The 25,218-nt window shown below is 59.7% G+C and carries 20 protein-coding genes and 1 tRNA gene; 17 read left to right on the forward strand and 4 right to left on the reverse strand.

The genetic code is table 11. The features are described from left to right. Nucleotides 1-5 precede the first annotated feature (5 nt). The 3 genes from FDG13_RS19835 to polA all read right to left on the reverse strand — a co-directional run bounded on the left by FDG13_RS19835 (nucleotide 6) and on the right by polA (nucleotide 5,409). Complete coding sequence (locus FDG13_RS19835) at nucleotides 6-1,751, reverse strand: methyl-accepting chemotaxis protein (RefSeq protein ID WP_180132385.1); 1,746 nt, start codon at nucleotides 1,749-1,751, stop codon at nucleotides 6-8. A 140-nt stretch (nucleotides 1,752-1,891) separates the two neighbouring features. Beyond that, nucleotides 1,892-2,563 carry a hypothetical protein gene (locus FDG13_RS19840; protein WP_180132386.1) on the reverse strand — a complete coding sequence of 224 codons (672 nt, stop codon included), beginning with the start codon at nucleotides 2,561-2,563 and terminating at the stop codon, nucleotides 1,892-1,894. 26 nt (nucleotides 2,564-2,589) lie between these two features. After that, nucleotides 2,590-5,409 carry a DNA polymerase I gene (gene polA, locus FDG13_RS19845; RefSeq protein ID WP_180132387.1) on the reverse strand — a complete coding sequence of 940 codons (2,820 nt, stop codon included), beginning with the start codon at nucleotides 5,407-5,409 and terminating at the stop codon, nucleotides 2,590-2,592. A 53-nt stretch (nucleotides 5,410-5,462) separates the two neighbouring features. On the opposite strand from polA, the gene FDG13_RS19850 reads away from it, so the two are divergent. Genes FDG13_RS19850 through FDG13_RS19860 form a run of 3 tightly spaced genes read left to right on the forward strand, consistent with a single transcriptional unit; the run spans nucleotide 5,463 to nucleotide 7,570 of the window. After that, nucleotides 5,463-5,786: a hypothetical protein gene (locus tag FDG13_RS19850; RefSeq protein ID WP_180132388.1), complete on the forward strand. Its 324-nt coding sequence runs from the start codon at nucleotides 5,463-5,465 to the stop codon at nucleotides 5,784-5,786. A 3-nt stretch (nucleotides 5,787-5,789) separates the two neighbouring features. Further along, entirely contained in the window at nucleotides 5,790-6,785 is a 996-nt protein-coding gene (locus tag FDG13_RS19855) for a homoserine kinase (protein ID WP_180132389.1), read from the forward strand. Beyond that, nucleotides 6,782-7,570: a BPSS1780 family membrane protein gene (locus tag FDG13_RS19860; RefSeq protein ID WP_180132390.1), complete on the forward strand. Its 789-nt coding sequence runs from the start codon at nucleotides 6,782-6,784 to the stop codon at nucleotides 7,568-7,570. Before FDG13_RS19855 ends, FDG13_RS19860 begins: the two co-directional genes overlap by 4 nt. A gap of 61 nt (nucleotides 7,571-7,631) precedes the next feature. On the opposite strand, the gene FDG13_RS19865 is transcribed toward FDG13_RS19860, so the two are convergent. Continuing rightward, on the reverse strand, nucleotides 7,632-10,055 hold the full coding sequence (locus tag FDG13_RS19865; RefSeq protein WP_180132391.1) for a UvrD-helicase domain-containing protein: 2,424 nt from the start codon (nucleotides 10,053-10,055) through the stop codon (nucleotides 7,632-7,634). 99 nt (nucleotides 10,056-10,154) lie between these two features. On the opposite strand from FDG13_RS19865, the gene FDG13_RS19870 reads away from it, so the two are divergent. From FDG13_RS19870 to FDG13_RS19935, 14 genes are all read left to right on the forward strand, one after another. Further along, nucleotides 10,155-11,255, forward strand: a complete 1,101-nt coding sequence (locus FDG13_RS19870; RefSeq protein WP_180132392.1) for an ABC transporter ATP-binding protein — start codon at nucleotides 10,155-10,157, stop codon at nucleotides 11,253-11,255. A gap of 35 nt (nucleotides 11,256-11,290) precedes the next feature. Then, a complete protein-coding gene (locus FDG13_RS19875; protein ID WP_180132393.1) occupies nucleotides 11,291-12,442 on the forward strand; it encodes an extracellular solute-binding protein in 1,152 nt (383 codons plus the stop codon). Between the two features lie 13 nt (nucleotides 12,443-12,455). After that, entirely contained in the window at nucleotides 12,456-13,301 is an 846-nt protein-coding gene (locus FDG13_RS19880) for an ABC transporter permease (protein ID WP_180132394.1), read from the forward strand. Then, a complete protein-coding gene (locus FDG13_RS19885; protein ID WP_180132395.1) occupies nucleotides 13,298-14,125 on the forward strand; it encodes an ABC transporter permease in 828 nt (275 codons plus the stop codon). The genes FDG13_RS19880 and FDG13_RS19885 overlap by 4 nt, the downstream gene beginning before the upstream one ends. 11 nt (nucleotides 14,126-14,136) lie before the next feature. Continuing rightward, nucleotides 14,137-14,658: a 2'-5' RNA ligase family protein gene (locus tag FDG13_RS19890; RefSeq protein ID WP_180132396.1), complete on the forward strand. Its 522-nt coding sequence runs from the start codon at nucleotides 14,137-14,139 to the stop codon at nucleotides 14,656-14,658. Then, nucleotides 14,655-15,434, forward strand: coding sequence for an inositol monophosphatase family protein (locus tag FDG13_RS19895; RefSeq protein ID WP_255435334.1), 780 nt, complete (start codon nucleotides 14,655-14,657; stop codon nucleotides 15,432-15,434). Before FDG13_RS19890 ends, FDG13_RS19895 begins: the two co-directional genes overlap by 4 nt. A 56-nt stretch (nucleotides 15,435-15,490) precedes the next feature. Beyond that, entirely contained in the window at nucleotides 15,491-16,231 is a 741-nt protein-coding gene (locus FDG13_RS19900; protein ID WP_255435335.1) for a hypothetical protein, read from the forward strand. 130 nt (nucleotides 16,232-16,361) lie between these two features. Continuing rightward, entirely contained in the window at nucleotides 16,362-17,339 is a 978-nt protein-coding gene (locus FDG13_RS19905) for a GMP reductase (RefSeq protein WP_078364002.1), read from the forward strand. 93 nt (nucleotides 17,340-17,432) lie between these two features. Then, nucleotides 17,433-17,508, forward strand: a tRNA-Lys gene (locus tag FDG13_RS19910). 102 nt (nucleotides 17,509-17,610) lie between these two features. Continuing rightward, on the forward strand, nucleotides 17,611-21,156 hold the full coding sequence (locus FDG13_RS19915) for a response regulator (RefSeq protein WP_180132397.1): 3,546 nt from the start codon (nucleotides 17,611-17,613) through the stop codon (nucleotides 21,154-21,156). Between the two features lie 115 nt (nucleotides 21,157-21,271). Next, the gene (locus FDG13_RS19920; protein WP_180132398.1) at nucleotides 21,272-21,871 is read left to right on the forward strand and encodes a response regulator transcription factor; all 600 of its coding nucleotides are present in this window, start codon (nucleotides 21,272-21,274) and stop codon (nucleotides 21,869-21,871) included. 210 nt (nucleotides 21,872-22,081) lie between these two features. Beyond that, nucleotides 22,082-23,104 (forward strand): DctP family TRAP transporter solute-binding subunit, encoded by a 1,023-nt coding sequence (locus FDG13_RS19925; RefSeq protein WP_180132399.1) that lies wholly within the window; start codon nucleotides 22,082-22,084, stop codon nucleotides 23,102-23,104. 22 nt (nucleotides 23,105-23,126) lie between these two features. Continuing rightward, nucleotides 23,127-23,741: a TRAP transporter small permease gene (locus FDG13_RS19930; protein ID WP_255435336.1), complete on the forward strand. Its 615-nt coding sequence runs from the start codon at nucleotides 23,127-23,129 to the stop codon at nucleotides 23,739-23,741. Then, a complete protein-coding gene (locus FDG13_RS19935) occupies nucleotides 23,738-25,018 on the forward strand; it encodes a TRAP transporter large permease subunit (protein ID WP_180132400.1) in 1,281 nt (426 codons plus the stop codon). Before FDG13_RS19930 ends, FDG13_RS19935 begins: the two co-directional genes overlap by 4 nt. The last annotated feature ends 200 nt before the right edge of the window (nucleotides 25,019-25,218 follow it).

The raw sequence follows: 25,218 nt of genomic DNA on the forward strand, positions 1-25,218 counted from the left end.
CTGGGTCAGAAACTTTCCCAGTCGCCTTCGCCACCGCTGCTGCTGGCTGCCTTGGGGGCTGGGGGTTTGGCGGGTACCGGCGCCCTGGCTGCTGCCCCCTTGGAGACACCCGCCTGGCGGCGCTCCGGCCTTTTGAAGGGCGTCGGGCTGGGGCTGCTGGCGCGCACCTGCGCGGGTGCCGACAACACACCGTGGTCTTCGGCGCCCAATTTGAACACCGCCACCACCTGCACCAAGTCTTGTGCTTGTGACTTGAGGCTGGACGCGGCGGCGGCCATTTCTTCCACCAGTGCCGCGTTTTGCTGGGTGGCCTGGTCCATCTGTGTGACGGCCTCACCGACTTGGCTGACACCCTGGCTTTGTTCGTTGCTGGCGGCGCTGATCTCACCCATGATGTCAGTCACGCGTTTGATGGAGTTGACCACCTCGGTCATCGTGGTGCCCGCTTGATCGACCAGGGCAGTGCCTTGTTCAACCCGCTCGACGCTGTTGTTGATCAAGGTTTTGATCTCCTTGGCGGCTTCGGCTGAACGGCCTGCCAGGCTACGCACTTCACTGGCCACCACCGCAAAACCACGGCCTTGTTCACCAGCGCGGGCGGCTTCGACAGCAGCGTTCAAAGCGAGGATATTGGTCTGGAAGGCGATACCGTCAATCACCGAGATGATGTCGCTGATCTTTCTTGAGGCTTCGTTGATGCCTTTCATGGTGTCAACCACCTGGGCAACCACCTCACCGCCTTGCACCGCGACTGTCGAGGCACTCAGGGCCAACTGGTTGGCCTGGCGCGCGTTGTCTGCGTTTTGTTTGACGGTGGAGGACAGTTCTTCCATAGACGCTGCTGTTTCTTCCAAAGCACTGGCTTGGGACTCGGTGCGGCTGGAGAGATCGTGGTTGCCCTGGGCGATCTCGGAGCTGGCGGTAGCCACCGATTCGGAGCCCTGGCGCACATTGGTGACGACCTTCACCAGGCTGGCCTGCATGTCGCGCAAACTGCCCAGCAGCTGCCCCAGCTCATCACGGCGCTGGCTGTCGATGCGGGTGCTGAGATCACCCCCGGCCACCTGGCGTGCGATGGTGTTGGCCTGCAACAAAGGCCGCGTGATGCTGCCCGACAGCAACCAGACCACGATGACGCTGAGCAACACACTGATCAGTTCCAGCGCCACCATCAGGTTGCGGCTGGCAATGTAATTGTCTTGGATGGCTTGGCCCAGCGCATCAATCTCCTGGCGCTGCAAAGCCAGCATTTCCTCGATCTTGGCCTGGTAACCTTTGCCGGCCGGGACGAAGGTGTCATTCAGCACCTGCTTGGATTCTTCCGTTTTCCCTTCCTTCTTCAAGCTGAGAATGGCGTCGCGTGCGTCAACATAAACTTGGCGCTGCGCGCGAATGGCGGCGTAAAGCGCTTTTTCCTTGTCCGTGTCCATCAGCTCATCCAAGGCTTTCTGGAGCACCCCAGAACTCTTGGAGGACTGGGCCTGGTCTTCGGCGAAAAACTCCGCCATGCTTGGTTCACTGCTGTAGGCAATGGCCGAGGTTCGGCGAATACCGGTGTGGATGTTGCGGTACCAATCACTCACGATGCGTTCGGTTTTGATCGGGTTGGCCAGCATTTGCTGGGTGGCCTCAGCCACCGCATTGAGCCGCGACAAACTGACCAGGATGATGACCACCGACAGCGCCAACACCAGCGCAAAAGCCGCTGCCAGGCGTTTTCCAACTGGCATGTTGTTCAAAAAGGCACCCATGTTGTCTCCTGTTGTGAAACCAGTCGCAGAAGGTGATCAAGCGCCCAAGTCTGGCCCAGCCACTGCATTTCGTCTGGTGATTGTGCGCTGGCGACCACACACAGGTAAAGCCTGGGCGTTGCCAGGCTGAGACAAGCCGCTTATTTGTAGCTGCAGAAAAAGGCCGGCAGATGGCGCACACCGGGCTGCTGGCCCAGCGCATCACGCAAGGCGACTTCGGCTTTTAAGGTGCACAAGGCGCGCACCGCCTCTTCGGCACACAGAGATTGCGCATGGCCGTAAGCCAGCGGCAGAAACTGCGACTGGATGTCGGCCAGCGCCAATTGCCGATCGGGCAACTCGTGGGCGCTGATCACTTGGTGCGACATCGTTGTGATCTTGGGGTCACCCACCGGGCTCGGGGGTTTGAGGGTCACACTGACCCCGTTGGATGCAGGCGCCACCACAAGACCATTGGGACCGGTGTCCAAACCCAGAGAAAACTCTACCGCGTATTTAACAATGACGGTGGCCTCAGACTTCAGGTTGTGTTTGGACTTGGACAAGGCCGCCACATGGCTGTACTCACGCAGCACACGCACAGGCGAGGCCTTGAGACGGTCTGCGGCGCTCTGGCGTGCGGCCTCCAGATGCTCTGCATACTGGGTATAACCCGCCAGCTTCTTTTTGTTGTTCTCGGCGTCGGTCTTGACCTTCAGCAGCTCATCACCAAGCACCTTGCTTTCACCAAAATGGCTCACCTTCATGGCCACGTACACCAGCAAGGTGCTCAGAATCCCCGCTGCAAGCACAAAAATTGTTATCGGTTCCATGAGGTCAGATTCCTAGCTTCACCACGTCAATGCGCCTTGTCCCAATTCAACCCGACACCCACCTCGGCCAGCAGCGGCACCTTGAGCTGCGCCACACCGGCCATGAGTTTGGGCACCTCATGGCGCACCCAGTCGACCTCGGCCTCGGGCACCTCAAACACCAGTTCATCATGCACCTGCATGATCATCTTGGTACGAAGTTTCTGCGCATCAATGACCTCTTGTACCTTGATCATGCTGAGTTTGATCAAGTCGGCGGCGGTGCCCTGCATCGGCGCGTTGATGGCGGCACGCTCCAGACCCGCCAGCAAGGCACCTTTGGCGGTTTGAATCCCTGAGAGCTGCAACCTGCGGCCAAACACGGTCTCCACATAACCCTGGCGTTTGGCCAGTTCTCGGGTCTGGTCCATGTAAAGCTTCACACCGGGGTAACGCTCAAAATAACGCGCGATGTAGTTCTTGGCGGCAGTGTTGTCAATGCTCAGGGCCTTGGCCAGGCCGTAGGCGCTCATGCCGTAGATCAGGCCGAAGTTGATCACCTTGGCATAACGCCGTTGTTCACTGCTGACCTGGGCGGTGTCGATGTTAAAAATTTCTGCGGCGGTAGCGCGGTGCACGTCCATGCCGTCATGAAAGGCCAGCAACAGCGCCGCGTCACCGCTCAGGTGGGCCATGATGCGCAACTCGATCTGGCTGTAATCGGCGCTGGCAATCAAGCTGCCAGCAGGCGCCACAAAGGCCTCACGCACACGGCGACCTTCCGGGGTGCGGATCGGGATGTTTTGCAGATTCGGGTCGTTGCTGGACAGGCGCCCGGTGACCGCCACGGCTTGTGCGTAATGGGTGTGCACCCGGCCATCACTGGGCAGCGCCAGTTGGGCCAGTTTGTCGGTGTAGGTGCCTTTGAGTTTGGCCAGGCCCCGGTGCTCCAGCAGCTTGGCGGGCAGCGGGTAGTCTTCGGCCAGTTTTTCGAGCACCTCTTCGTCGGTGCTGCGCGCGCCGGTCGCGGTTTTTTTCACCACCGGCATGCCCAGCTTGTCAAAGAAGATTTCGCCCAACTGCTTGGGGCTGGACAAGTTGAAGGGCTGGCCTGCAATCTCATAGGCCTCGGCTTCCAACTGCACAATGCGCTGACCCAACTCGTGGCTTTGCGCCGCCAGCGTGGGCGCGTCAATCAACACACCGTTGCGCTCGATGCGGTAAAGCGCCTCGCTGCTTTTGATCTCCAGCTCGTAGATAAAACGCAGTTTCTCATCGCGCGCCAACTGCGGCCACAACACCTGATGCACTTCCAGCGTCATGTCGGCGTCTTCACATGAATACTCGGCGGCTTTGGCCACGTCCACCTGGTCAAAACAGATCTGGTTGGCACCTTTGCCACACAGGTCTTCAAAACTGATGCCCTGGCGGCCCAGATGGCGTTCGGCCAGGCTGCTCAGGCCATGAGGCTTGTGGACTTCGAGCACATAACTTTGCAGCATGGTGTCGTGTGCATAACCCCGCACCTCGATGCCGTGGTTGGCAAACACATGACGGTCGTATTTGATGTGCTGGCCCAGCTTGGCCCGGCTGGCATCTTCGAGCCAGGGTTTCAGTTTGGCCAGCACCTCATCGAGCGGCAGCTGGGCTGGGGCGTCCGGGTAGACATGGGCCAACGGGATGTAAGCCGCCTCACCTGGGGTGATGCTGAGACTGATGCCCACAATGCGCGCACGCATCTCGTCAAGCGAGGTGGTTTCGGTGTCGATGGCGACCAGCTCAGCTGCCTGCAATCGGGCTAGCCAGGTGTCAAAAGCCGCCCAGGTGAGGATGGTGTCGCAACGCAGGCTGCCGGTTTTTGCCACAGTCGGAGCGGATTCGGCATCGGGCTCGTCAAACAGATCCCGCTCGCGGCCCGGTTGGGTGGCCGGGCCTGCTTCGGCAGTCGCGCCCGACTGGGCCGGTGCCTCGCTGCTTGCGCCCAGCGACCGGGCCAGGCCTTTGAACCCGAATTTTTCATAAAAAATGGCCAGAGCCCCCGTATCCATTGAGCCAGTAGCTATTTCATCCATAGCAGGTAAGCCAGGCAGCCAGCCGTTCAGGTCGCAGTCGGTTTTGATCGTGACGAGTTGGCGCCCGGTGGGTAACCAATCCAGCGACTTCTTCAGGTTCTCACCCACCGCACCTTTGATGTTGTCGGCATTGGCCACAATGGCCTCCAGTGAGCCATATTCGTTGAGCCATTTGGCAGCGGTTTTGGGGCCGACCTTGGGCACACCGGGCACGTTGTCCACGGTGTCACCCACCAGGGTCTGGTAGTCGCGCATCAGGTGCGGCGGCACACCAAATTCGGCGGTGACTCCGGCCACATCACGGCGCCGGCCATTCATGGTGTCGATGATGGTGATGTGTTCGTTGACCAGTTGCGCCAGGTCTTTGTCTCCACTGCTGACGATGACTTCCATACCCTGGGCGGAGGCGGCAGCGGCGAGTGTGCCAATCACGTCATCGGCCTCAACACCGGGCACCGCCAGCACTTTCCAGCCCATCAGGCGCACCACCTCGTGGATCGGCTCAATCTGGCTGCGCAGGTCATCGGGCATGGGCGAACGGTTGGCCTTGTACTGCGGGTACAACTCATCACGGAAAGTGGGGCCTTTGGCGTCAAAAATACAGGCGGCGTAGGCGGCGGGCACCTCTTTGCGCAGGCTTTGCAGCATGTTGATCATGATGCGGATCGCCCCGGTCTTCTGGACGCTGCCGTCGGGCAGGGTCACGCTCATGGCCTCCCCGCCCGCAAAAAAAGCACGATAGATGTAGCTGGAGCCGTCAACCAGCAGCAAAGTTTGAGGGGGAGCAGTGTTCATGGCGGCATTTTGCCTGCGACACCGGGGTATAACGGCACAACTACAATCAAATGATGCACGCAACACCCTCCTTCAGCCTGTTTTCTGCCCGCGCCCTGGCCTGCGCTCTGCCCCTGTTCCTGCTTGCCGGTGCGAGCCAGGCGCAAACAGCGGCCAGCCCGTCCACACCCCAGGCCAGCCCGGCACCCGTTGCGGCCAAAGAGCCCACCGAGCAGACCACCCAGCACATCGTGGTAGAAGACACCGCCACCCGCATCGACGAGGTGCGCATCGGCAGCGAGACCAAGAGCATCGACGTGCAGCCCAAAAATGGCATGCCGGCCTACCAGGTGGAGCCCAAGAGCGGCGAGCGCACCTGGAAAGTCCTGGGGTTTTAAAACATGGCGGTTTACACGGAAGTCTCTGAGCACGAGGCACGCGAGCTGCTGCGTACACTGGGCTTGGGGGAACTCAACAGCCTGAAAGCCTGTTCAGGCGGCATTGAAAACACCAACTATTTCGCCTCCACCGAACGCGCAGGCCAGGTGCACGACTATGTGCTCACGCTGTTTGAGCGCCTGAGTTTTGAGCAACTGCCGTTTTACCTGCGGCTGATGAAACACCTGGCGCAGCGCGGCATCCTGGTGCCCGAGCCCCATGCCAATGCACAGGGTGAGCTGGTGTTTGATGTCAAAGGCAAACCCGCTGCGGTGGTGGACAAGTTACACGGCAAAAGTGAACTGGCCCCCACCGAGGCCCACTGCGCCCAGGTCGGCGCCACGCTGGCGCGCCTGCATCTGGCCGGGTCTGACTTTGAGCTGACCCAGCCCAACCTGCGCGGCCTGGCCTGGTGGAACGAGGTGGTGCCGGTGGTGCTGCCTTACATCCAGGGCAGCCAGCAAAACCTGTTGCAGTCCGAGCTGGCCTACCAGAACACGGTGGCGGCCAGCGCCAGTTACGCCGCGCTGCCACGCGGGCCCATCCACGCCGACCTGTTCCGCGACAACGTGATGTTTGACACGGTGAGTGGCCAACCACAGCTCAGCGGCTTTTTCGACTTCTATTTTGCGGGCATCGACAGCTGGGTGTTTGACCTGGCGGTGTGCCTCAATGACTGGTGTGTTGACCTGCCAACCGGCGCCCACCATGCCCCGCGCGCTCAAGCCTTGATATCAGCCTACAGCGCCGTGCGCCCCTTGCAGGCGGCCGAACGCGAGCTGCTGCCCGCGATGTTGCGCGCCGGTGCGCTGCGTTTCTGGGTGTCGCGCCTGTGGGACTTTTACCTGCCGCGCGCGGCCAGCCTGTTACAAGCCCACGACCCGAGCCATTTTGAGCGGGTGCTGCAGGCACGCTGCCAGCACGCGATGACGTTTGAACAACTGGCAGGCCTGGCATGAAGTTACAACTGGTCCCCGCCCGCCAGGGTGCCGCCTGGGTCAAGCTGGGTATGCGCACCTTTTTTAAACAGCCGCTGGCGCTGGCCGGGCTGTTTTTCATGTTTCTGGCCCTGATGTCGGTGGCCACCATGGTGCCGCTGATTGGCCTGCCGCTGGCCATGACCCTGTTGCCCGCGATCACACTCGGGCTGATGGCCGCCACCAGCGAAGCCACCCTGGGCAAGTTCCCGATGCCGCTGATTTTGCTCATCGGCTTTCGCAGCGGACCGGTCAAATTGCGCGCCATGCTGACACTGGGCGCCATCTACGCGGGCGGCTTCTTGTGCGCCATCGGCGCCTCTTACCTGGTGGACGGCGGCGGTTTTGCCCGCATGTACCTGGGTGGGCAAGCACCCACGGCCGAGATGATGGGCAGCGGGACTTTTCAGGCTGCGATGTGGACCTTCATCGGCCTGCACCTGCCGCTATCCCTGCTGTTCTGGCATGCCCCGGCCCTGGTGTACTGGCAGGGTTTGCCCGTTTTGAAAGCCATGTTTTTCAGCATCGTCGCCTGTCTGCGCAACTTCTGGGCGCTGACGGTGTTTGCGCTGCTGTGGATGGCGGTGATGGTGGGTGTGGTGCTGCTGCTGATCACCAGCGCCAACCTCTTCAACAGCCCCGGCCTGGCCAATGTGATGTTGTTCCCCGGCCTGCTGCTGGTGGCCGCGATGTTTTTCACCTCGCTGTTTTTCACCTACCAGGACAGTTTTGAGGCACCGACCGAGGCGCCACCCAACCAAGAGTGAGCAGCTGGCTCAACTTCAAAACCGACTGACATTCGCAAGAATGCAGTCGGTTTTTTCATGCTCACGGCAACGGCGTCAGCTTGGCCACACTGAGTGCCAGCCATTTCACACCGTGGCGCGGGAAGTTGATCTGGGCGCGGGCGTCGTCACCGCTGCCTTCGAGCGCGGTCACCGTGCCTTCACCAAACTTGGCGTGAAACAGTTTCTGGCCAACCTTGAAACTGTGGCCGGAAGCCTCCGGGCGCTGCGGCGGCACAGGTGCGCTGTATTTGGAGTAGTCATTGCCAAATTGGCCTCTAGCCCTCTCAGAATAAGGGCTAGCAGCTCCTGAATATGAAGCACCCCCACCAAAACCGCTGCCGCCCCCAGCAAAGCCGGATTGTTTGGGCGTGATCCATTTCAGGGCTTCTTCGGGCAGTTCCTCAAAAAATCGGCTCTTGAGGTTGTATCGCGTCTGGCCATGCAGCATGCGGGTCTGGGAATGGCTCAGGTACAGGCGTTTGCGCGCGCGGGTGATGGCCACATACATCAGGCGGCGCTCTTCCTCCAGGCCGTCGCGGTCGTTCATTGAGTTTTCGTGTGGAAACAGGCCCTCTTCCATGCCGGTGATGAACACCGCGTCAAATTCGAGGCCTTTGCTGGCGTGCACCGTCATCAATTGAATAGCATCTTGCCCAGCCTGCGCCTGGTTGTCACCGGCTTCCAGCGCGGCGTGGGTCAGAAAGGCGGCCAGCGGTGACAGGGTTTCGCCGGTTTCCGCATCAGGCGCGGGCATGTCGAGCAGCGGCTGGTTCAGGTCCAGGCCTTGCGAGGCGGGGGACTGGGTCAAGGCCTGGCCGAGTTCATCCACCGGCAAAGCGACGGCGTCACGGCCAAAACCTTCGATGCTGACAAAACTCTCAGCGGCGTTGACCAGTTCGGCCAGATTCTCCAGCCGGTCAGCGCCTTCGCGGTCGGCCTTGTAGTGGGTCAGCAGGCCACTGTGCTCCAGCGTGGCGACGATGGTTTCGCGCAGGCTGGTGCCCTGGGTTTGTTCCCGCAACACGTCGATACCGGCCAGAAACGCACCGATGTTGGTGCCAGCCTTGCCGCCCAGGCCGCTGACGGCGTCGCTCAGGGCGCAGCCACTGGCGCGGGCCAGGTCTTGCAGTTGCTCCAAACTGCGGGCGCCAATGCCACGCGGCGGGAAGTTCACCGCGCGCATGAAGCTGGTGTCGTCGCGCGGGTTTTCCAACAGGCGCAGGTAAGCCAACGCGTTTTTGATTTCGGCCCGCTCAAAAAAGCGCAGGCCGCCATAAACCTTGTAGGGCATACCGGCGTTGAACAGCGCGGTCTCAATCACTCGGCTCTGGGCATTGGAGCGGTACAGCACCGCAATCTCTTTGCGCTCATGGTCCTCGCGCACCAGTTGCTTCATCTCGTCGACCATCCACTGCGCTTCGGCAAAGTCGCTGGTGGCCTCATACACCCGCACCGGTTCACCCGGACCTTGCGCGGTGCGCAGGTTTTTGCCCAGGCGTTTGCTGTTGTGGCTGATCAGGGCGTTGGCGCTATCGAGGATGTTGCTGCCGCTGCGGTAGTTTTCCTCCAACTTGATCTGGTGCTGCACACCAAATTCGCGCACGAAGTCGGCCATGTTGCCGACCCGTGCGCCGCGAAAGGCGTAGATGCTCTGGTCATCATCACCCACCGCCAGCACACAGCCGGTCGGCTGAAAAGCGCCGTCGACACTGCTGTGGGCACCGGTGCCGGCCAGCATCTTGACCCAGGCGTATTGCAGCTTGTTGGTGTCCTGAAACTCGTCGATCAGGATGTGACGGAAACGCCGCTGGTAATGCTCGCGAATCGGATCGTTGTCGCGCAGCAGCTCATAAGAGCGCAGCATCAGCTCACCAAAATCAACCACCCCTTCACGCTGGCATTGGTCTTCGTAGAGCTGGTAGATCTCGATCTTTTTGCGGGTTTCATCGTCACGCGCCACCACGGCACTGGGGCGCAGGCCATCTTCCTTGCAGCCACCGATGAACCACTGCATCTGTTTGGCCGGAAAACGCTCGTCATCGATGTTGAACTGTTTGTACAGGCGCTTGATGCTCGACAACTGGTCTTGGGTGTCCAGGATCTGAAACGCCTGCGGCAGGTTGGCCAGTTTGTAATGCGCACGCAAAAACCGGTTGCACAGGCCGTGAAAGGTGCCTATCCACATGCCGCGCACATTGACAGGCAGCATCGCGCCCAGGCGCGTCATCATTTCCTTGGCGGCCTTGTTGGTGAAGGTCACCGCCAGAATGCCGCCGGGTGACACCTGGCCGGTTTGCAACAGCCAGGCAATGCGGGTGGTCAGCACCCGGGTTTTGCCGGAACCGGCCCCGGCCAGGATCAGCGCGTGCTCGGCCGGCAGGGTGACGGCGGCCAGCTGTTCCGGGTTCAGGTTGTGCAACAGGGACGAGGTGGAAACGGGCTCAGAAGGTGGGGAAGCAAACATGGCCCGATTGTAGGAAGCGCGGCTGTCACCGTTTTTTCATATTGCCCAGCGATAGTTGTCGGCTGTCGTTGTGTCAGCCAAAACATTTACAAAAATTCCATGTCATTGTCCGAACCCCATATCTCCGTGCACGGGCTACGTGTGGCCTATGGCGCCAACGAGGTGCTCAAAGGCATTGACCTGTCGATCACCCGGGGCAGCTTTGTGGCGCTGCTGGGGCCGTCAGGTTGTGGCAAAACCACCCTGCTGCGCACGCTGTCGGGTTTTACACCGTCCAGTGCGGGCAGCATCAGTGTCAACGGCCGCGACATCGCCCACGAACCGCCCGAGCGGCGCGACATGGCGATGGTGTTCCAGTCTTACGCGCTGTGGTCGCACATGAACGTGGCCCAGAACATGGGTTACGGACTGAAGCTGCGCAAGATGCCGCGTGCCGACATCGCGCGCCGCATCAGCAGCCTGCTCGACATGCTGGGCCTGCAAGGGTATGCCGAGCGCCCGGTGACCGAACTCTCCGGCGGCCAGCGCCAGCGCGTGGCTCTGGGGCGGGCACTGGCGGTGGAGCCGCAGATTTTGCTGCTGGACGAACCGCTGTCCAACCTGGACGCACGCATTCGGCTGCAAATGCGCCACGAAATCCGCGCGATCCAGCGCCAGCTGGGCGTCACCGCCGTGCTGGTGACCCACGACCGCGAAGAAGCCATGGTGATGGCGGATCAGGTGGTGATCCTGGACCAGGGTCAGATTGCCCAGATTGGCACACCCGAAGAGGTCTTTCAGCACCCCAAAACACCTTACGTGGCCTCGTTCATGGGGGCAGAAAACATCATCCACTGTGAGGCCGAGGTCTCGCACGCGGGGGTGCATCTGAGTGTGCCCGGCCTGCCCGGCGCCAACATCCGCTGCCAGGCAGCGCTGCCGAGCAGCGGCCCGGCTCAGGTGCACTTTCGCAGTGAGGCCGCCCGCCTGCAGATGCCAGGTGAACCTGCGCAGGACAGCCTGCAACTGCCCGGCCGGGTAACCCAGGTGAGTTACCTGGGCGGCGGCTACCGATGCGAGATCCAGACACACTGCGGGCCGTTTTTCATCGACCACCACCAGAGTGTGGCCCACAACCAAACGGTGGCGGTGCATGTGCCCGCTGACGCCCTGCATGTGTACCCGCGCGAATCTTCTCGCCAGCCGCTGGCACAGCACTGAACCCCTCTCCTTTTTTGCAACTCATCAGGACTTTTATGAAGCCATTCAAACGCGCCCTTTCTTTGTCCATCACCCTCGCCCTGGGCTCGCTGAGTCTGTCGGCACAGGCCCAGGTCACCCTCAACGTGATCAGTGGTGGCTCACAAAACATGGTGGATTACGTCACCGACTACCTCGGCCCGCTGTTTGAAAAGCAGAACCCTGGGGTCAAGGTCAGCGTGGTCGGCACCGGCCCGGATGACGCCGGTTCACAAAAGATGCTCGAAAAACTGCAGGCACAAAAGGCCGCCGGTCTGGCCACCTGGGACACCGACGTGATCGTGCCGAACCAGCAAAAAACCGGTGAAATGGTGCAAGCCGGCCTGCTGCTGAAATACCGTGACAGCATCAGCACCGGCAAATACGCCGTGAGCCAAAGCGCCAAACAGGCGCTGGGCGTGAATGTGGACGGCTACGTGATGCCGATGTTCGAGAGCCAGACCGCCCTGGCCTACAACCCCGACCTGATCAAGAACCCGCCCGCCTCTTACGACGAGCTGCGGGCCTTTGTGGCCAAGAGCCCCAAGAGTTTTGGTTACAACGGCCTCAAAGGCGGCATGTCGGGTGTAGCGTTTGTGGTGGGCTGGATGTATGCCTACGGTGGCAACCCCGATGTGGTGCAACAAGGCCCCTACGACGCCAAAGCCCAGGCTGGCTGGAAAAAGGCCTTTGCCGACCTGAAAGCCTTTAACCAGCAGGTGGTGTTCACCCCCGGCAACGCCGGCACGCTGGACATGCTCAACCGCGGCGAAATCGCCATGGGCCCGGTCTGGGTTGACATGTTCCACACCTGGCAAGCCGAAGGCCGCCTGGCGCCCAACCTGAAGCTCAAACTGCTCTCACCCGGCATGCCTGGCCAGCCTTACTACTACGCCATTCCGGCCAAGGCCAAAAATGTGGAACTGGCGAAGAAGTTCATCGCCCTGGCCACCAGCCCGGCTGTGCAGGCCGAGGGCATTGTGAAACGCTTCAACTGGTACCCGGGCATCGACGCCAATGTGGTCAAGTCCTCGCTGGATGCCAAAACCTGGAACCAGCTGTTTGTCGACGTGACCCCGAGCGATCTGGCCAAGTTCAGCAAACCGTTCCCGCTGGCACCGTTCTTCAAAGATATGCGAGAGCAGTACGAAGTCCAGGTTCAAAACTGAGGTGATGCCCCGTATGCAGCGCCCCGCCTCCTCACTGGCCATGCTGGCTCTTTTGGCACCGGCCGTGCTGATGGTGGGCCTGCTGTTTGTTTACCCGCTCGGGATGTCGCTGACCTACGCTTTCCACAACGAGCTCACCGGCGGCTGGGACCTGGGCAACTTCAGCAAGGCTTTTGCCCTGTATGGCGGTGATATTGTCCTGACGGCGGGTGTCACCGTGTTGTCCACCGCGCTGGTGGGCATCCTGTCGATTGCCATTGCCGGTTACCTGACGCTGGGTGAGAACCCGCGTGCGGTGGCGGTCTTGGGCTGGATCTACCGCTGGCCGCTGTTCATCCCGTTTGTGGTGGCAGCGCAATTGATGCGCACCTTTCTGGCCAAAAACGGCATGCTCAACAACACATTGATGTCGCTTGGCCTGGTGGACCCGCTGAACGCGGTGAGCCTGCTGGACTGGCGCGGTGTGGTGATCACCTTTGTCTGGAAACAGCTGCCGTTTGCCACGCTGCTGATTGGTGGCGCCATGGCCGCGATGGACCGCTCGATGATCGAATCGGCCCGGGGTCTGGGCGCCGGGCGGCTGCGGGCGCTGTTCGAGATTGTGTTGCCACAGGTGCAGGCCACGGTCTGGGTGGCGTTGATCCTGTCGTTTGTCACCATGTTGTCGGCACTGTCGGTGCCGATGATGGTGATTGCGGGTTCGCCCACGATGTTGACGGTGGACATGGCCTGGCGCGTCAACTCCTATGGTGACTACGGCGTGGCCAACGCGCTGGGGTTTGTTTCTTTTGCCATGAGCGGTGTCGCCGCCTGGTTTTACCTGCGCCAAGGGCTGCGCGACGGCAGGCCACCCAAATGACTTTGACCCACTTCCGTTTTCCTACCTTTCTGGGCACCTTGCTGCGCGGCCTGTTGATTGGCCTGCTGGCTGTCGCCATTTTTGGGCCGTTGCTCAACATGCTAATCTGGACCGTGACCGAGGCCTGGTACTACCCGGCCAAGTTGCCGGTGCGCTGGGGTTTCGCCTTCTGGGACAAGGTGTTTCGACCCGAGGCGGGGGCCATGCGCGCCCTGTCCACCAGCCTGGTCATCGCGCTGCTGACGGTGGTGCTCAGCCTGGCTGTGGCCATTCCGGCGGGCTACGCCCTGTCCAAACGCCACTTGCCGCTGCGCAGTCTGTTCTTGCTGTTTTTTCTGTTGCCGCAGGCCTTCCCGACCGTGGCGGTGCACCTGAACATTGCGCGCATGTTTTACGGCCTCGGGCTCACCGGCACGATTTGGGGCGTGATGCTGGTGCATGCGATCCAGGGGCTGGTGCTGGCGATCTGGATTGCGTCCGCCGCCTTTGCCGCGATTGGCCAGGAGCAGGTGGAGGCCGCGCGCAATCTGGGGGCCTCACCCCTGCGCGCCTTTTTGACCGTGTCGCTGCCACTGGCGGCACCGGGGCTGATGGCCAGTGCGATATTTGTGTTCCTGATTTCACTCGACGAGTTTTCAGGCACCTTTTTTGTCGGGGTGCCCAACATCCAGACCCTGCCGCTGACCATGCTCAATGCCGCGATGGAAGGCAATTACCAGATCGCCTCGATCACCGCGCTGTTGTTGCTGATTCCGCCCACCCTGTTCATGTTGTTTGTGGAGCGTTTCCTCAAAGCCGATGTGTTGGCCAGCGTGGGTAAATAGTAGGTGTTGCCATGACAAATGAGTACTCCATCTGGCTGTTGCCAAGCACTGCCGACACTGCGCGGCTCCATAACAGCATAGCGCTGTTGTCAGGTCACCTGGGCGGCCCGGTGTTTGCACCCCACGTCACGATCCAGGGTGACATCAGCACCGATCTGGCGCCCCTGAGCCACCTGCTGGAGCGGCTGGCGGCATGCCAGGCGCCGCTGCGCTGGCGTGTGGATGGGGTGGAGAGCAGCGAACATTTTTTCCGCTGCCTCTACCTGCGCCTGGCACTGAGCCCGGCTTTTGGCCTGATGCAGCAGGCCACGCAGGCCATCACCCGCACAGCATCGGGGCTATCACCATTTCCGCATGTGAGCCTGGCGTATGGCGAGCCGCAGCCGCAGATCGCAGGCTTGTTGGAGCCGCTAGCAGAGCAGTTTGAGGGGCAAGAGCTGGTGTTTGACCAACTGGCGCTGTGCCGTTCGTCCAAAAATGTGCCCATCGACCAGTGGTGTATTCTTGAGAGCCACTCTTTGAGCCCCGCATGACCACCCCCTTGATGCAAGCAGTGAAAGAGCTGGCCCTGTCCGCAGGCCCGCTGATACGTGACGCTTTTCTGGAGCCCGACCGACCCGCCTACAGCCTCAAGGGCCAGCAGGATTACCTGACCGAAACCGATCTCGCAGTTGAGCAGTTTGTGCGTGAACAGATCACACAACGTTTTCCACAGGACGGTGTGCTGGGTGAAGAAGGCGGCGGCTTGACCGACGTCGAGCGCCTGTGGATTGTTGACCCGATTGACGGCACCGCCAACTTTGCCCGCAACATCGCGCATTTTTGTATTTCTCTGGGGGTGATGGTGCAAGGTCAGCTAGAGGCGGGTGCCATCTACGACCCGATGCGTGACGAACTGTTTCTGGCCGGACGCGGCCAGGGCGCTTGGCTCAATGGCCGACGCCTGCAGGTCAGCAACATCTCAGCACTGAACATGGCCAGTGCTGAGATCGGCTGGTCCAGCCGCAAACCGGTGGACGCTTACCTCAACCTGGTGAGCCGAACGATGCACACCGGCTGCGCGGTGCGTCGGGCGGGCTCGGGTGCGCTGGGGTTGGCCTATGTCAGTGCAGGCCGCATCGAGTGTTATGCCGAACAACACATCAACGCCTGGGACGTGGCAGCAGGCCTGCTGCTGGTGACCGAGGCCGGTGGCCGCATCAACCCGTTCTGGGCCAATGACGGTCTGCGCCAGGGCAATGCGGTGCTCGCCAGCAATGCGCTGCTGGCAGACAGCTTCAGCGCCCTCACCCAGATTTCGCTGGCCTGAGCCCCCACAAAACCCGTCAACCCCGCACAGCTTTGCCGCCCCATGTACAAAGGGGCATGACCCAAAACGTATGGCGCTTTGCGGCGCCGATCCTGCCCCTGCTGCTGGCTGCAACCTTGGCCCATGGCCAGTCGGCCTGCAGCAGCGACGACCAGCCCGCGCCCACCACCTTGTTCGAGCGTTTTATCAACGCCGACTGCGACACTTGCTGGCGCGACCCCAGCACACCCGCGGCCCCGCCCAAGGCCCTGGTGCTGGACTGGATCGTGCCCGGCAGCCAGGGTGAAGACGCCGCACTGGCCGCAGCGGCCAGCAGCGATGCCCAGGCACGGCTGGCCTCACAACAACAGCCCCGCCCCGCCACCCAAAGCCAACACACCACATCAGTTGCCAACTGGCCGGGGATCACACTGCGTTTGGCGCATGGGCCTGCGGTCAACAACTATGTGGGTATGTCGGTGACGCTCACCCTGCCAGCCAACAACACGTTGGCCTGGCCGCTGTCGGGCTGGGTGCTTCTGGTGGAAAACCTGCCCAGCGGCGCCGAGGGTTCACCGCTGCCAAGGAATCTGGTCAGAAATGCACTCCAGCCCTTATGGGAAAAGGGTGAAACACTATCAAATCAGGAATACATCCGTTTGGAAGAATTCCGCGCCATGAGCCTGCCCGAGGGCACCCAGCCGAAACGGTTGCAACTGCTGGGCTGGGTCCAGGACGCCCAGGGCCAGGTACTGGCAGCGGCCGGTTCGCGCTGCCCAAAAGAAGAGACAAACGAGCCAGGCGGCCAAACACGGTAGAATCAGACACCGGGCCCAAGCAATTGCAGCCCGGTTTTTTGTGCCCGCTCGGCCCTCGCGCCGCTGCCAGCACCAACCGGTCGCAATCCAAGCGCTCTTGTTTTCAACCTTTAGAGAAAGACGCTTGACCATGGAAATTTTCGACTACGACAACATCTTGCTGCTGCCCCGCAAATGCCGGGTGGAGAGCCGTTCTGAATGCGACGCCGGGGTGGACTTTGGCCCACGGCGCTTTCGCATCCCGGTGGTGCCCGCCAACATGAAAACCGTGGTGAGTGAGCCGATTTGTATCTGGCTGGCGCAAAACGGCTACTTTTATGTGATGCACCGCTTTGACCTGGACAACGTCGCTTTTGTCAAAGACATGAAGGCGCGTGGTCTGTACGCCTCGATCTCGCTCGGTGTGAAAAAACCCGACTATGACACCGTGGACCAACTCGTGGCCCAGGGCCTAACGCCCGAATACATCACCATCGACATCGCCCACGGCCATGCCGACAGTGTGAAGAACATGATCGCCTACCTGCGCGAGAAGATCCCGAGCACCTTCATCATTGCCGGTAACGTGGCCACGCCCGAGGCTGTGATTGACCTGGAAAACTGGGGCGCCGACGCCACCAAGGTCGGCATCGGCCCAGGCAAGGTCTGCATCACCAAACTCAAAACCGGTTTTGGCACTGGCGGCTGGCAACTCAGCGCCCTTAAATGGTGTGCCCGTGTCGCCACCAAACCGATCATTGCCGACGGCGGCATCCGCGACCATGGCGACATTGCCAAGAGTGTGCGTTTTGGCGCCACCATGGTGATGATCGGCTCGCTGTTTGCCGGCCACGAAGAAAGCCCGGGCCAGACGGTGGAAGTGGACGGCAGGCTCTACAAAGAGTATTACGGCTCGGCCAGCGACTTCAACAAGGGTGAATACAAACACGTGGAAGGCAAACGCATCCTGGAGCCGATCAAAGGCAAACTGGCCAACACCCTGATCGAGATGGAGCAGGACGTGCAAAGCTCGATCAGCTACGCCGGTGGCAAAAAGCTGATGGACATCCGCAAGGTGAACTACGTGACCCTGGGTGGCGACAACGCGGGTGAACACCTGCTGATGTAGCCAGGCAAGCTCTGCCCCGGCGGGCAGAAAAAAAACGTGAAATTTGCCTATATAATCTAGGGCTTCGACAGCGGTGTTAACCGCAACCCGAACGGGAATTTAGCTCAGCTGGTAGAGCAGCGGACTCTTAATCCGTAGGTCGAGAGTTCGAATCTCTCAGTTCCCACCAAACACAATGAAAAGCACTTAGCGTCACAACTAAGTGCTTTTTTATTGCCTGCAGCAAATCACACGACATTTGGGGCCCCCATGTGAGTAGAGAACCTGTCCCATGAGTACCTCGCGCAAGGACTTGCGAGTCCGGGTGTTACAGGCCCTGGTTGCCATCGTCGTGCTGATTGCTGCGGGTACTGCGGTACTCAACGTGATCGGCAACGAGTACCGGCGCAGCCTCGCTGACCACATCATCAGCAACCTCAAGACAATGGAGCGGGTTCTAGCTTTGCAGCAGCAGGACTCAGCCGCCCGTGTACAAACGATTGCCGACGAACCTCGCTTCAAGGAGCTCACCAAACGTCTGCTGGGTGGCCCCAGTGAACGGGTAACCCACGATGAACTTAAAAGCTGGATCACACCACGTTATCAGAGCCGTGGTTTCGAAGACTACCAGTTGATCTCGGCAGACGGGCTTCACGTGATTGCCTCAGGAAATCGGCAGTACATTGGCCAATCGACGCTGCCGTCGACACAAGAGGCGTTGCGCTTGGCCGAGTTGACCGGTGCCGCCATGACGCGGCCTATTTCAGCGCATCACCCGGTTGCAGGCCTGGTGATCGACAACCCCAACGATGTTGCCTACCAGCTGTCTTGCTCACGCATCAACGAGGGCATAACCAACCTCGCCTTCCTGTGTTTGCATGAAAACCCCTTTCCACGCCTTTATCGGTTGTTACACGCGGGCCGCTCCGGGTTGACCGGTGATGCCTATGTTGTGGATGATGACGGTCAAATCCTGTCGCCGGTCCGTTTTGAAAAAAGTCTGCCCCAGCCCATTGGCGCGGAACCCGGCTGGAGCTTGTTCGGCCTGTCTGCACGCGTCATGCAGGAGGACACTGAGGTTGCCGATCAACCCGGCAGCAACAGCGCCTACACGCAGGTGGTGGCACGTTTGCTGGAACACGATTCGCTGCAGACCAGCCTGATCGAGAACTACATCGACTTTCGCGGACGGCGGGTTGTGGGTGCGGCCTCCTGGTTGCCCGACACGCAGATGGGCATCGTGATTGAGGAGGAGATGGACGAGGCCTTTCGCTCGTACCACTTTGCACTCAACACGCTGGTGGCGCTGATTGGTTTGGGGGTTGTCCTGATTGCCGCGTTGACGTGGCTGGACTTGCGCTCGCGGTTTTCTCTGGCACGCAGTCAGCAACAGCTGGCAGCCTTCCGTGACAACATTCCGGCCGAGATCCATATGAAGAGTGCTTCAGGCCGCTACCTGATGGCCAACCCGGTCTTTGAATCGGCCTTCAACGCCCCGCCCGGCCATGTTCTCGGCAAAACCGATGCCGAACTGTTTCCGCCCGAAGAGGCGCGCAGACGCGAAGCCGAACACCGTGAGGTGGTTCGCAGCGGCCAGGCGTTTCGCCTGAACCAGACGAGGCCGTCCGGGGATGACGGTGAAACCACCTACAGCGTGGTGTGTTTCCCCGTGCGGGGGGATGACGACAAGACGGTGGTTGCCGTTGGCACCGTGGCGCTGAACATCACCGAGCAGATCCGCACACAGCGGGAGCTTGAGGAGATGACACGCACGCTGGAGGACAAGGTGGTGGTGCGCACCGAACAACTGGCCGCTGCCCGCGACATGGCCGAGGCAGCAGGCCGCGCCAAGGCCGAGTTCCTGGCGAACATGAGCCACGAGATTCGCACCCCGTTGAACGCCATTCTGGGCATGAGTCATCTCGCTGCGCATGTGAATACCTCACAGCGTGTTGCCCATTACATTGAACGCATTCGGTCATCTGGGCAACATCTGCTCGCGATCGTGAATGACATTCTGGATCTCTCCAGGTTCGAGGCGGGGAAACTGCCGATTCACCACACCGAGTTTTCACTCGAAGGTTTGCTCTCCCATGTGGCTGACCTGGTCTGGGAGCGCGCTGACGCCAAGGGCCTGGAGTTGATCATCGCCATCGAGCCTGGCCTGCCCGACATGTTGGTGGGTGATGCAATGCGCATCGGTCAAATCCTGATCAACTTTGCCAACAACGCCGTGAAGTTCACTGGGGATGGTGATGTGGTTCTGCGTGTTGCCGCGCTCAACCGGAATGGCGCACAGATCACCCTGCGTTTTGAGGTAGAAGACACGGGCATCGGGATCACCGAAGAACAACTGTCCCTGCTGTTTTCGCCTTTCCAGCAACTCCATGGTTCAGCTCGCCAGGGTTTCGAGGGCACGGGGCTGGGCCTGGCGATCAGCAAAAATCTCGCAGAACTGATGGACGCCAAGGTCAGCGTCCGGTCACAGACCGGCTGCGGCAGCGTGTTTGCATTGGAGATCTGTCTGACCGTGAGTGCGCAGTTTGGCGTGACGGCCCGCCCCACATCGGTAGAAGGCTGCAGGTATGCGCTGGTGGTGGATGACAACACCCAGGCGCGTGGCCAGTTGGTCAAGCTGTTGTGTTCACTGGGCATTCTTGTCGACGAGACCAGCCAGGCCCAGCAAGCCATCACACAGCTTGCCAAGGTCGACGCCGAGGATCGTCCCTACGACATTGTTTTCATTGACTGGCGAATGCCTGAAGTCAATGGGCAGCAGCTGGCCGAGGACATCCAGCAGCTGCCTTTGCGTGGACGCAGGCCGCGCCTGGTGTTGATGGCCAGCAACGTGCAAGGTTTGCCGGACCACGTTGATCGTTCACTTTTTGCAGCGGTGATGAGCAAACCTGTGACACCCTCCGAGCTGCTGGATACTGTCACCAGACGGGTGCATCCCGAACATGCCAGCAAAGCGCCTGTATCTGGCTTGCCCGTGCGCTGGGAAGGTCTGTACGGACGCCATATCCTTTTGGTGGAAGACAACCCGATCAACCAGGAGGTGGTGCACGGCCTTCTGGATCTGGTCGGCGCCCGCGTCAGCATGGCCCGTGACGGCTCACACGGCATACGTCTGTTGCAGGAACAGGCCTTCGACCTGGTGCTGATGGACATCAATATGCCGGTCATGAACGGTTTTGATGCGGCAGACCTGATCAAAAAAGATCCTCGTTTTGCCAACTTGCCGATCATCGCGTTGACGGCCAACGCCCTTGGCGGGGACCGCGAACGCTGTCTGGCGGCGGGCATGAGCGACTACATCGCCAAACCGATTGACCCCAACCAGATGTTCCCGATCCTTCTGCGCCACCTGCCTGTGGCGCCCCAACCGCCCAAACCGACGCACGTCCTGGCGCAACAGGCAGCGCCTGTGCGGAACGTCCCCGGCAACGATGTTGAGACCATGCTCGCTGCCGTGGCCCTGATTCCGGGCATCAACGTCACCGAGGCGGTGTCACACATGATGGGGCGGCGCGATCTGTACGCCAAGCTTGTTGTCCGCTTTGTTGCCGAACGCGCTGGCATGTTGCAGACTTTGGAACAGGCGCTACTAGCCGGGGACCGAGAGACCATGCTTGGTGTCATCCACAACGCCAAGTCGATGCTGGGGGCGCTGGGTGTTGAGGGCCTGACACAGCGCGCTGTTGCCCTGCAAAGCGCACTGAGCGAGAACGGGGACAGCAGCGACACCCCCCATCTGGGGGCGGATATTTCGGCGTTTGCAGCCGATTTTGCGGCACTGTTACAGCGCCTCAAGGAGCTCACACAACACTCCGCCTGACACGGTCAGACGGCCATCTAGTGGGCCATAAACAAGCACTTAGAATGCCAAAAACAGTGGGTGAATCGGCGATCCGTATCAGCGACAGAGATATGAACAATTTGGAAGTGGCTTGATGCGGACGGTGTGCCCAATCGTTTATGTCATTGATGATGATGACATTGCACTCTGGATGTTTCGGGAGTTTCTGGCCGACATCGAAGCAGACATCCGGACATTCACGTCGGCACAAACCTTTCTCGATGCCTATCACGCGGGCCCCCACGAATGTCTGATTTGTGATCTGCGCATGCCTGGGATCGACGGGCTTGAAGTGCAGCGCCAGTTGCTGGAAAAAGGCAGCCATTTGCCGATCATCCTTGTATCTGGCTACCCAGAAGTTCACTGCGCGGTGGAGGCCATCAAAAAGGGTGCTGTTGATTTTCTTGAGAAACCCGTTGATGGTGCGCTGCTGGTCGAGAAGGTGCAGAGTGCGCTGGCTCGCAGCCGTCAGCTGTATGAAGAAGACAAGCTCAGAGCCATGCGGGAAACACGGCTGTCATCCCTCACCCCCAAAGAGCGCCAGATCGCTGAACTGGTGATTACCGGCAGATCGAGCCCGAAGATTGCAGAAGACCTCCAGATCAGTGTACGGACGGTGGAAAACCACCGCGCTCGGCTGATGGAGAAGCTCGACGTCACCTCCGCCATTGAACTGGTCAGACTTTTTCTCTGAGTTGTGACCTGGTCCCGTGATGGCCTGCGCCATCCGGTGGCCACACGCCCATGCCATGCCTGACGCGTTTGGCACACCACCGGTGTCTGAGTAGATCTACTCTTTTCGTGACCTACTGAGTGAAACACAATTTCTTCGTTTGAATCGATGAAGCAGCGCGTTGCTTCAACGATCAAACGCTCAATCATCGCAGTTCAACAAGGAAGACAAATGCAAGTATTCAAGAGGATTCTGAGCCCCATCGCCCTGGTAACCGCTCTGGTCTTTGCCGCCAGTGCCGGTCAGGCGGCTGACATCAAGGAACGCAGCCTGAAGTTTCCGATCGTCAACGCGATCGACCATCCGCAAGGCTTGGGCGTGCAAAAGTTTGTTGAGGTCGTCGACAAAAAGAGCGGCGGCAAGATCAAGATCAAGGTTTTCCCGAACGGCACGCTCGGTGGTGAACAGCAGGTCGCATCAGCCATGCAAGGCGGCACCATCGAGCTGTCGGCCATGTCACCCGCACAGATTGTTGGCACGATCAAGGAGTTTGTCGTTCTCGACTTCCCCTTCTCGTTTGCCAACGTTGCACAAGCTGATGCGGTGCTTGACGGCCCGTTTGGTCAGAAACTGATGGACTACATGCCGGCCAAGGGTTGGGTGGGCCTGGGTTTCATGGAACAAGGCTACCGCAGCATCAGCAACAGCAAACGACCGATCAACAAGCTCGAAGACATCAAAGGTCTGAAGATCCGCACGATCTCCAACCCGCTTTACGTCGACATGCTCAATACCTTGGGTGCCAATGCGGTGGCGATGCCCTTCCCGGAGCTCTACACAGCGCTCGAAATGAAGACCGTCGATGGTCAGGAAAACCCGGAAACCTCGGTCGATTCGAGCAAGTTCTACGAAGTGCAGAAGTATTTCAGCGCTGATCGCCACATCTACAACCCACAGATGATCATGGCCAGCAAGAAGTTCTGGGACACGCTGTCGGCTGATGAAAAGAGCATCTTTCAAGAAGCCATGGTGGAGGCACGCAACGTCCAGCGCAAGGCTGCACGCGCCATGACCGATAAGTCGCGCAAGGTGCTGATCGAACACGGCATGCTGCTCAACGAGATTGCGCCAGCCGAGCTGCAGCGCATGAAGGACGCGGTCAAACCAGTCACCGACAAGTACGCTGCCCAGCTTGACCCGGCGCTGGTCAAGGCCTTCTACGCTGAACTCGATAGAACCAAGAACCTGAAGTAGTCCTACGACTAGTTGCGCCGGGATGGTCATTGACCAACCCGGCGCTGTTGTGTATCAGCTGGCAAGTGGCAAGGCAAAAATTATGAAAATATTGGAGATTTACCTGATCAAACTGTTCAACAGTTTGATCGTGGCGTTTCTGGCGGTGATGTTGGTTTTGGTGTTTGGCAACGTCGTTCTGCGTTATGGGTTCAACTCGGGAATTTCAGTCTCCGAGGAGCTGTCGCGCATCATGTTTGTCTGGTTGACCTTTCTGGGCGCGGTCGTGGCCATGAAAGAACATGCACACTTGGGCATCGACACCCTGACGAAACGTTTGTCACCCAACGCGCAAAAGTTCTGTGTCGTTATCACCAGCCTGCTGGTGCTTGGGGTCTGCGGTTTGATTCTGGTTGGCAGCTGGCAGCAGGCAGTGATCAACATGGGTACCGAATTTCCAGCCACTGGAATGCCTGTTGCCGTGCAATATGCTGCGGGGATCGTCGCCAGTGTCGGGATCGGCGCTTATTTGGTCCGCAATATTTATGTTGTGCTGATCGGTCAGGCCAGCACGCAGGACCTGATGATGGGGAACAGCTCACTCGATCAGATCAACACCCATGGCGATAGCCAAAACATTGCTGGGAGTGACAAATGACCTTGGCCATTTTTCTCGGCTGCCTGATCGGTTTTATGCTGCTGGGTGTGCCGATCGCATTCACTTTGCTGTTGTCCGGTACCGCACTGATGTGGTACATGGATATCTTTGACGCGCAGCTGATTGCTCAGAATCTGATCAACGGGGCTGACAACTTCGTTTTGTTGGCCGCCCCGTTTTTCATGCTGGCTGGTGAATTCATGAATGCCGGTGGCCTGTCGCGTCGGATCGTCAACATGGCGCTGGCACTCGTCGGGCATATCCAAGGTGGCCTGGGTTACGTAGCAGTCTTCGCGGCAATCATCATGGCCAGTCTCTCCGGATCAGCTGTGGCGGATACCACGGCACTGGCCGCATTGTTGCTGCCAATGATGCGCGAAGCCAAGTACGACGAAGGTCGTTGCGCCGGGCTGATCGCCTGCGGCGGCATCATTGCGCCCATCATTCCGCCTAGTATTCCCTTCGTTATTTTTGGCGTTGCTGCACAGGTCTCGATCACCAAGCTGTTTTTGGCGGGCATTGTCCCGGGTGTTTTGATGGGGATCTCGATCATCTTTGCTTGGTGGTGGGTGTCGCGCCATGACAAGCTGAAAACCCAGAAGCGCCCACCAGCGGCAGAAATTCGCAAGACTTTTGTTGAAGGCATCTGGGCGCTGTTCCTGCCGGTGATCATCATCGTCGGCCTGAAAATGGGTGTTTTCACACCGACCGAAGCGGCCGTGGTCGCAGCAGTCTATGCCCTGTTTGTCGGGATGTTTGTTTACCGCGAGCTCAAGTTCAAGGACCTCTACAAACTCTTCCTGAGCGCAGGAAAAATGACAGCGGTGGTGATGTTCCTGGTGGGTGGTGCGATGGTGACGGCATGGCTGATCACGGTTGCTGATTTGCCGGGTCAATTGGTGGAGCTGCTTGGCCCAGTCCTCGACTCACCCAAACTTTTCATGTTTGCAATCGTCGTTGTCACACTGATCATTGGCACCTCGATGGACATGACACCAACCATCCTGATTCTGGCGCCGGTGCTGATGCCTGTCGTCAAACAGGTGGGCATCAATCCCGTCTACTTCGGCGTGATTTTTGTCATGGCCAATGCCATTGGGTTGATTACGCCGCCAGTTGGTACATCGCTGACCGCCGTCTGCGGTGTGGGAAAAATTCCTGTGGGAAAGGTTGTGGTCGGTATGTGGCCCTTCCTGTTGGCAGAAGTGAGCGTGATCTTCCTGCTCGTTCTTTTCCCAGATTTGGTTCTGGTCCCATTGGCCTTCTTGTCGCGTTAAACAGCGCGGGCGCATTGGCCAACGCAGTGCTCAGACCTTGACCAGGTTTGTGGGATCCGCGTTGCGCCTGTGCAATCTGCGCCACGTTTCACCTGGTCGCATTCATTAAAAAGCCTGCCGTCTGCCGTGCAGGCTTTTTTAACTTTCGAGGGGTGATTTACAAGACGCTGCTTGGCCCAGTCCAAGGCCGATCCGCGTTT

It is taken from the genome of Rhodoferax sp. BLA1, assembly GCF_013416775.1.
Lineage (GTDB): Bacteria > Pseudomonadota > Gammaproteobacteria > Burkholderiales > Burkholderiaceae_C > Rhodoferax.

Bases quoted from the DNA above. Each gene is read 5' to 3' on its own strand.
- FDG13_RS19835 (WP_180132385.1), bottom strand. From the start codon at position 1,751: ATGGGTGCCTTTTTGAACAACATGCCAGTTGGAAAACGCCTGGCAGCG.
- FDG13_RS19840 (WP_180132386.1), bottom strand. From the start codon at position 2,563: ATGGAACCGATAACAATTTTTGTGCTTGCAGCGGGGATTCTGAGCACC.
- polA (WP_180132387.1), bottom strand. From the start codon at position 5,409: ATGAACACTGCTCCCCCTCAAACTTTGCTGCTGGTTGACGGCTCCAGC.
- FDG13_RS19850 (WP_180132388.1), top strand. From the start codon at position 5,463: ATGCACGCAACACCCTCCTTCAGCCTGTTTTCTGCCCGCGCCCTGGCC.
- FDG13_RS19855 (WP_180132389.1), top strand. From the start codon at position 5,790: ATGGCGGTTTACACGGAAGTCTCTGAGCACGAGGCACGCGAGCTGCTG.
- FDG13_RS19860 (WP_180132390.1), top strand. From the start codon at position 6,782: ATGAAGTTACAACTGGTCCCCGCCCGCCAGGGTGCCGCCTGGGTCAAG.
- FDG13_RS19865 (WP_180132391.1), bottom strand. From the start codon at position 10,055: ATGTTTGCTTCCCCACCTTCTGAGCCCGTTTCCACCTCGTCCCTGTTG.
- FDG13_RS19870 (WP_180132392.1), top strand. From the start codon at position 10,155: ATGTCATTGTCCGAACCCCATATCTCCGTGCACGGGCTACGTGTGGCC.
- FDG13_RS19875 (WP_180132393.1), top strand. From the start codon at position 11,291: ATGAAGCCATTCAAACGCGCCCTTTCTTTGTCCATCACCCTCGCCCTG.
- FDG13_RS19880 (WP_180132394.1), top strand. From the start codon at position 12,456: ATGCAGCGCCCCGCCTCCTCACTGGCCATGCTGGCTCTTTTGGCACCG.
- FDG13_RS19885 (WP_180132395.1), top strand. From the start codon at position 13,298: ATGACTTTGACCCACTTCCGTTTTCCTACCTTTCTGGGCACCTTGCTG.
- FDG13_RS19890 (WP_180132396.1), top strand. From the start codon at position 14,137: ATGACAAATGAGTACTCCATCTGGCTGTTGCCAAGCACTGCCGACACT.
- FDG13_RS19895 (WP_255435334.1), top strand. From the start codon at position 14,655: ATGACCACCCCCTTGATGCAAGCAGTGAAAGAGCTGGCCCTGTCCGCA.
- FDG13_RS19900 (WP_255435335.1), top strand. From the start codon at position 15,491: ATGACCCAAAACGTATGGCGCTTTGCGGCGCCGATCCTGCCCCTGCTG.
- FDG13_RS19905 (WP_078364002.1), top strand. From the start codon at position 16,362: ATGGAAATTTTCGACTACGACAACATCTTGCTGCTGCCCCGCAAATGC.
- FDG13_RS19915 (WP_180132397.1), top strand. From the start codon at position 17,611: ATGAGTACCTCGCGCAAGGACTTGCGAGTCCGGGTGTTACAGGCCCTG.
- FDG13_RS19920 (WP_180132398.1), top strand. From the start codon at position 21,272: ATGCGGACGGTGTGCCCAATCGTTTATGTCATTGATGATGATGACATT.
- FDG13_RS19925 (WP_180132399.1), top strand. From the start codon at position 22,082: ATGCAAGTATTCAAGAGGATTCTGAGCCCCATCGCCCTGGTAACCGCT.
- FDG13_RS19930 (WP_255435336.1), top strand. From the start codon at position 23,127: ATGGTCATTGACCAACCCGGCGCTGTTGTGTATCAGCTGGCAAGTGGC.
- FDG13_RS19935 (WP_180132400.1), top strand. From the start codon at position 23,738: ATGACCTTGGCCATTTTTCTCGGCTGCCTGATCGGTTTTATGCTGCTG.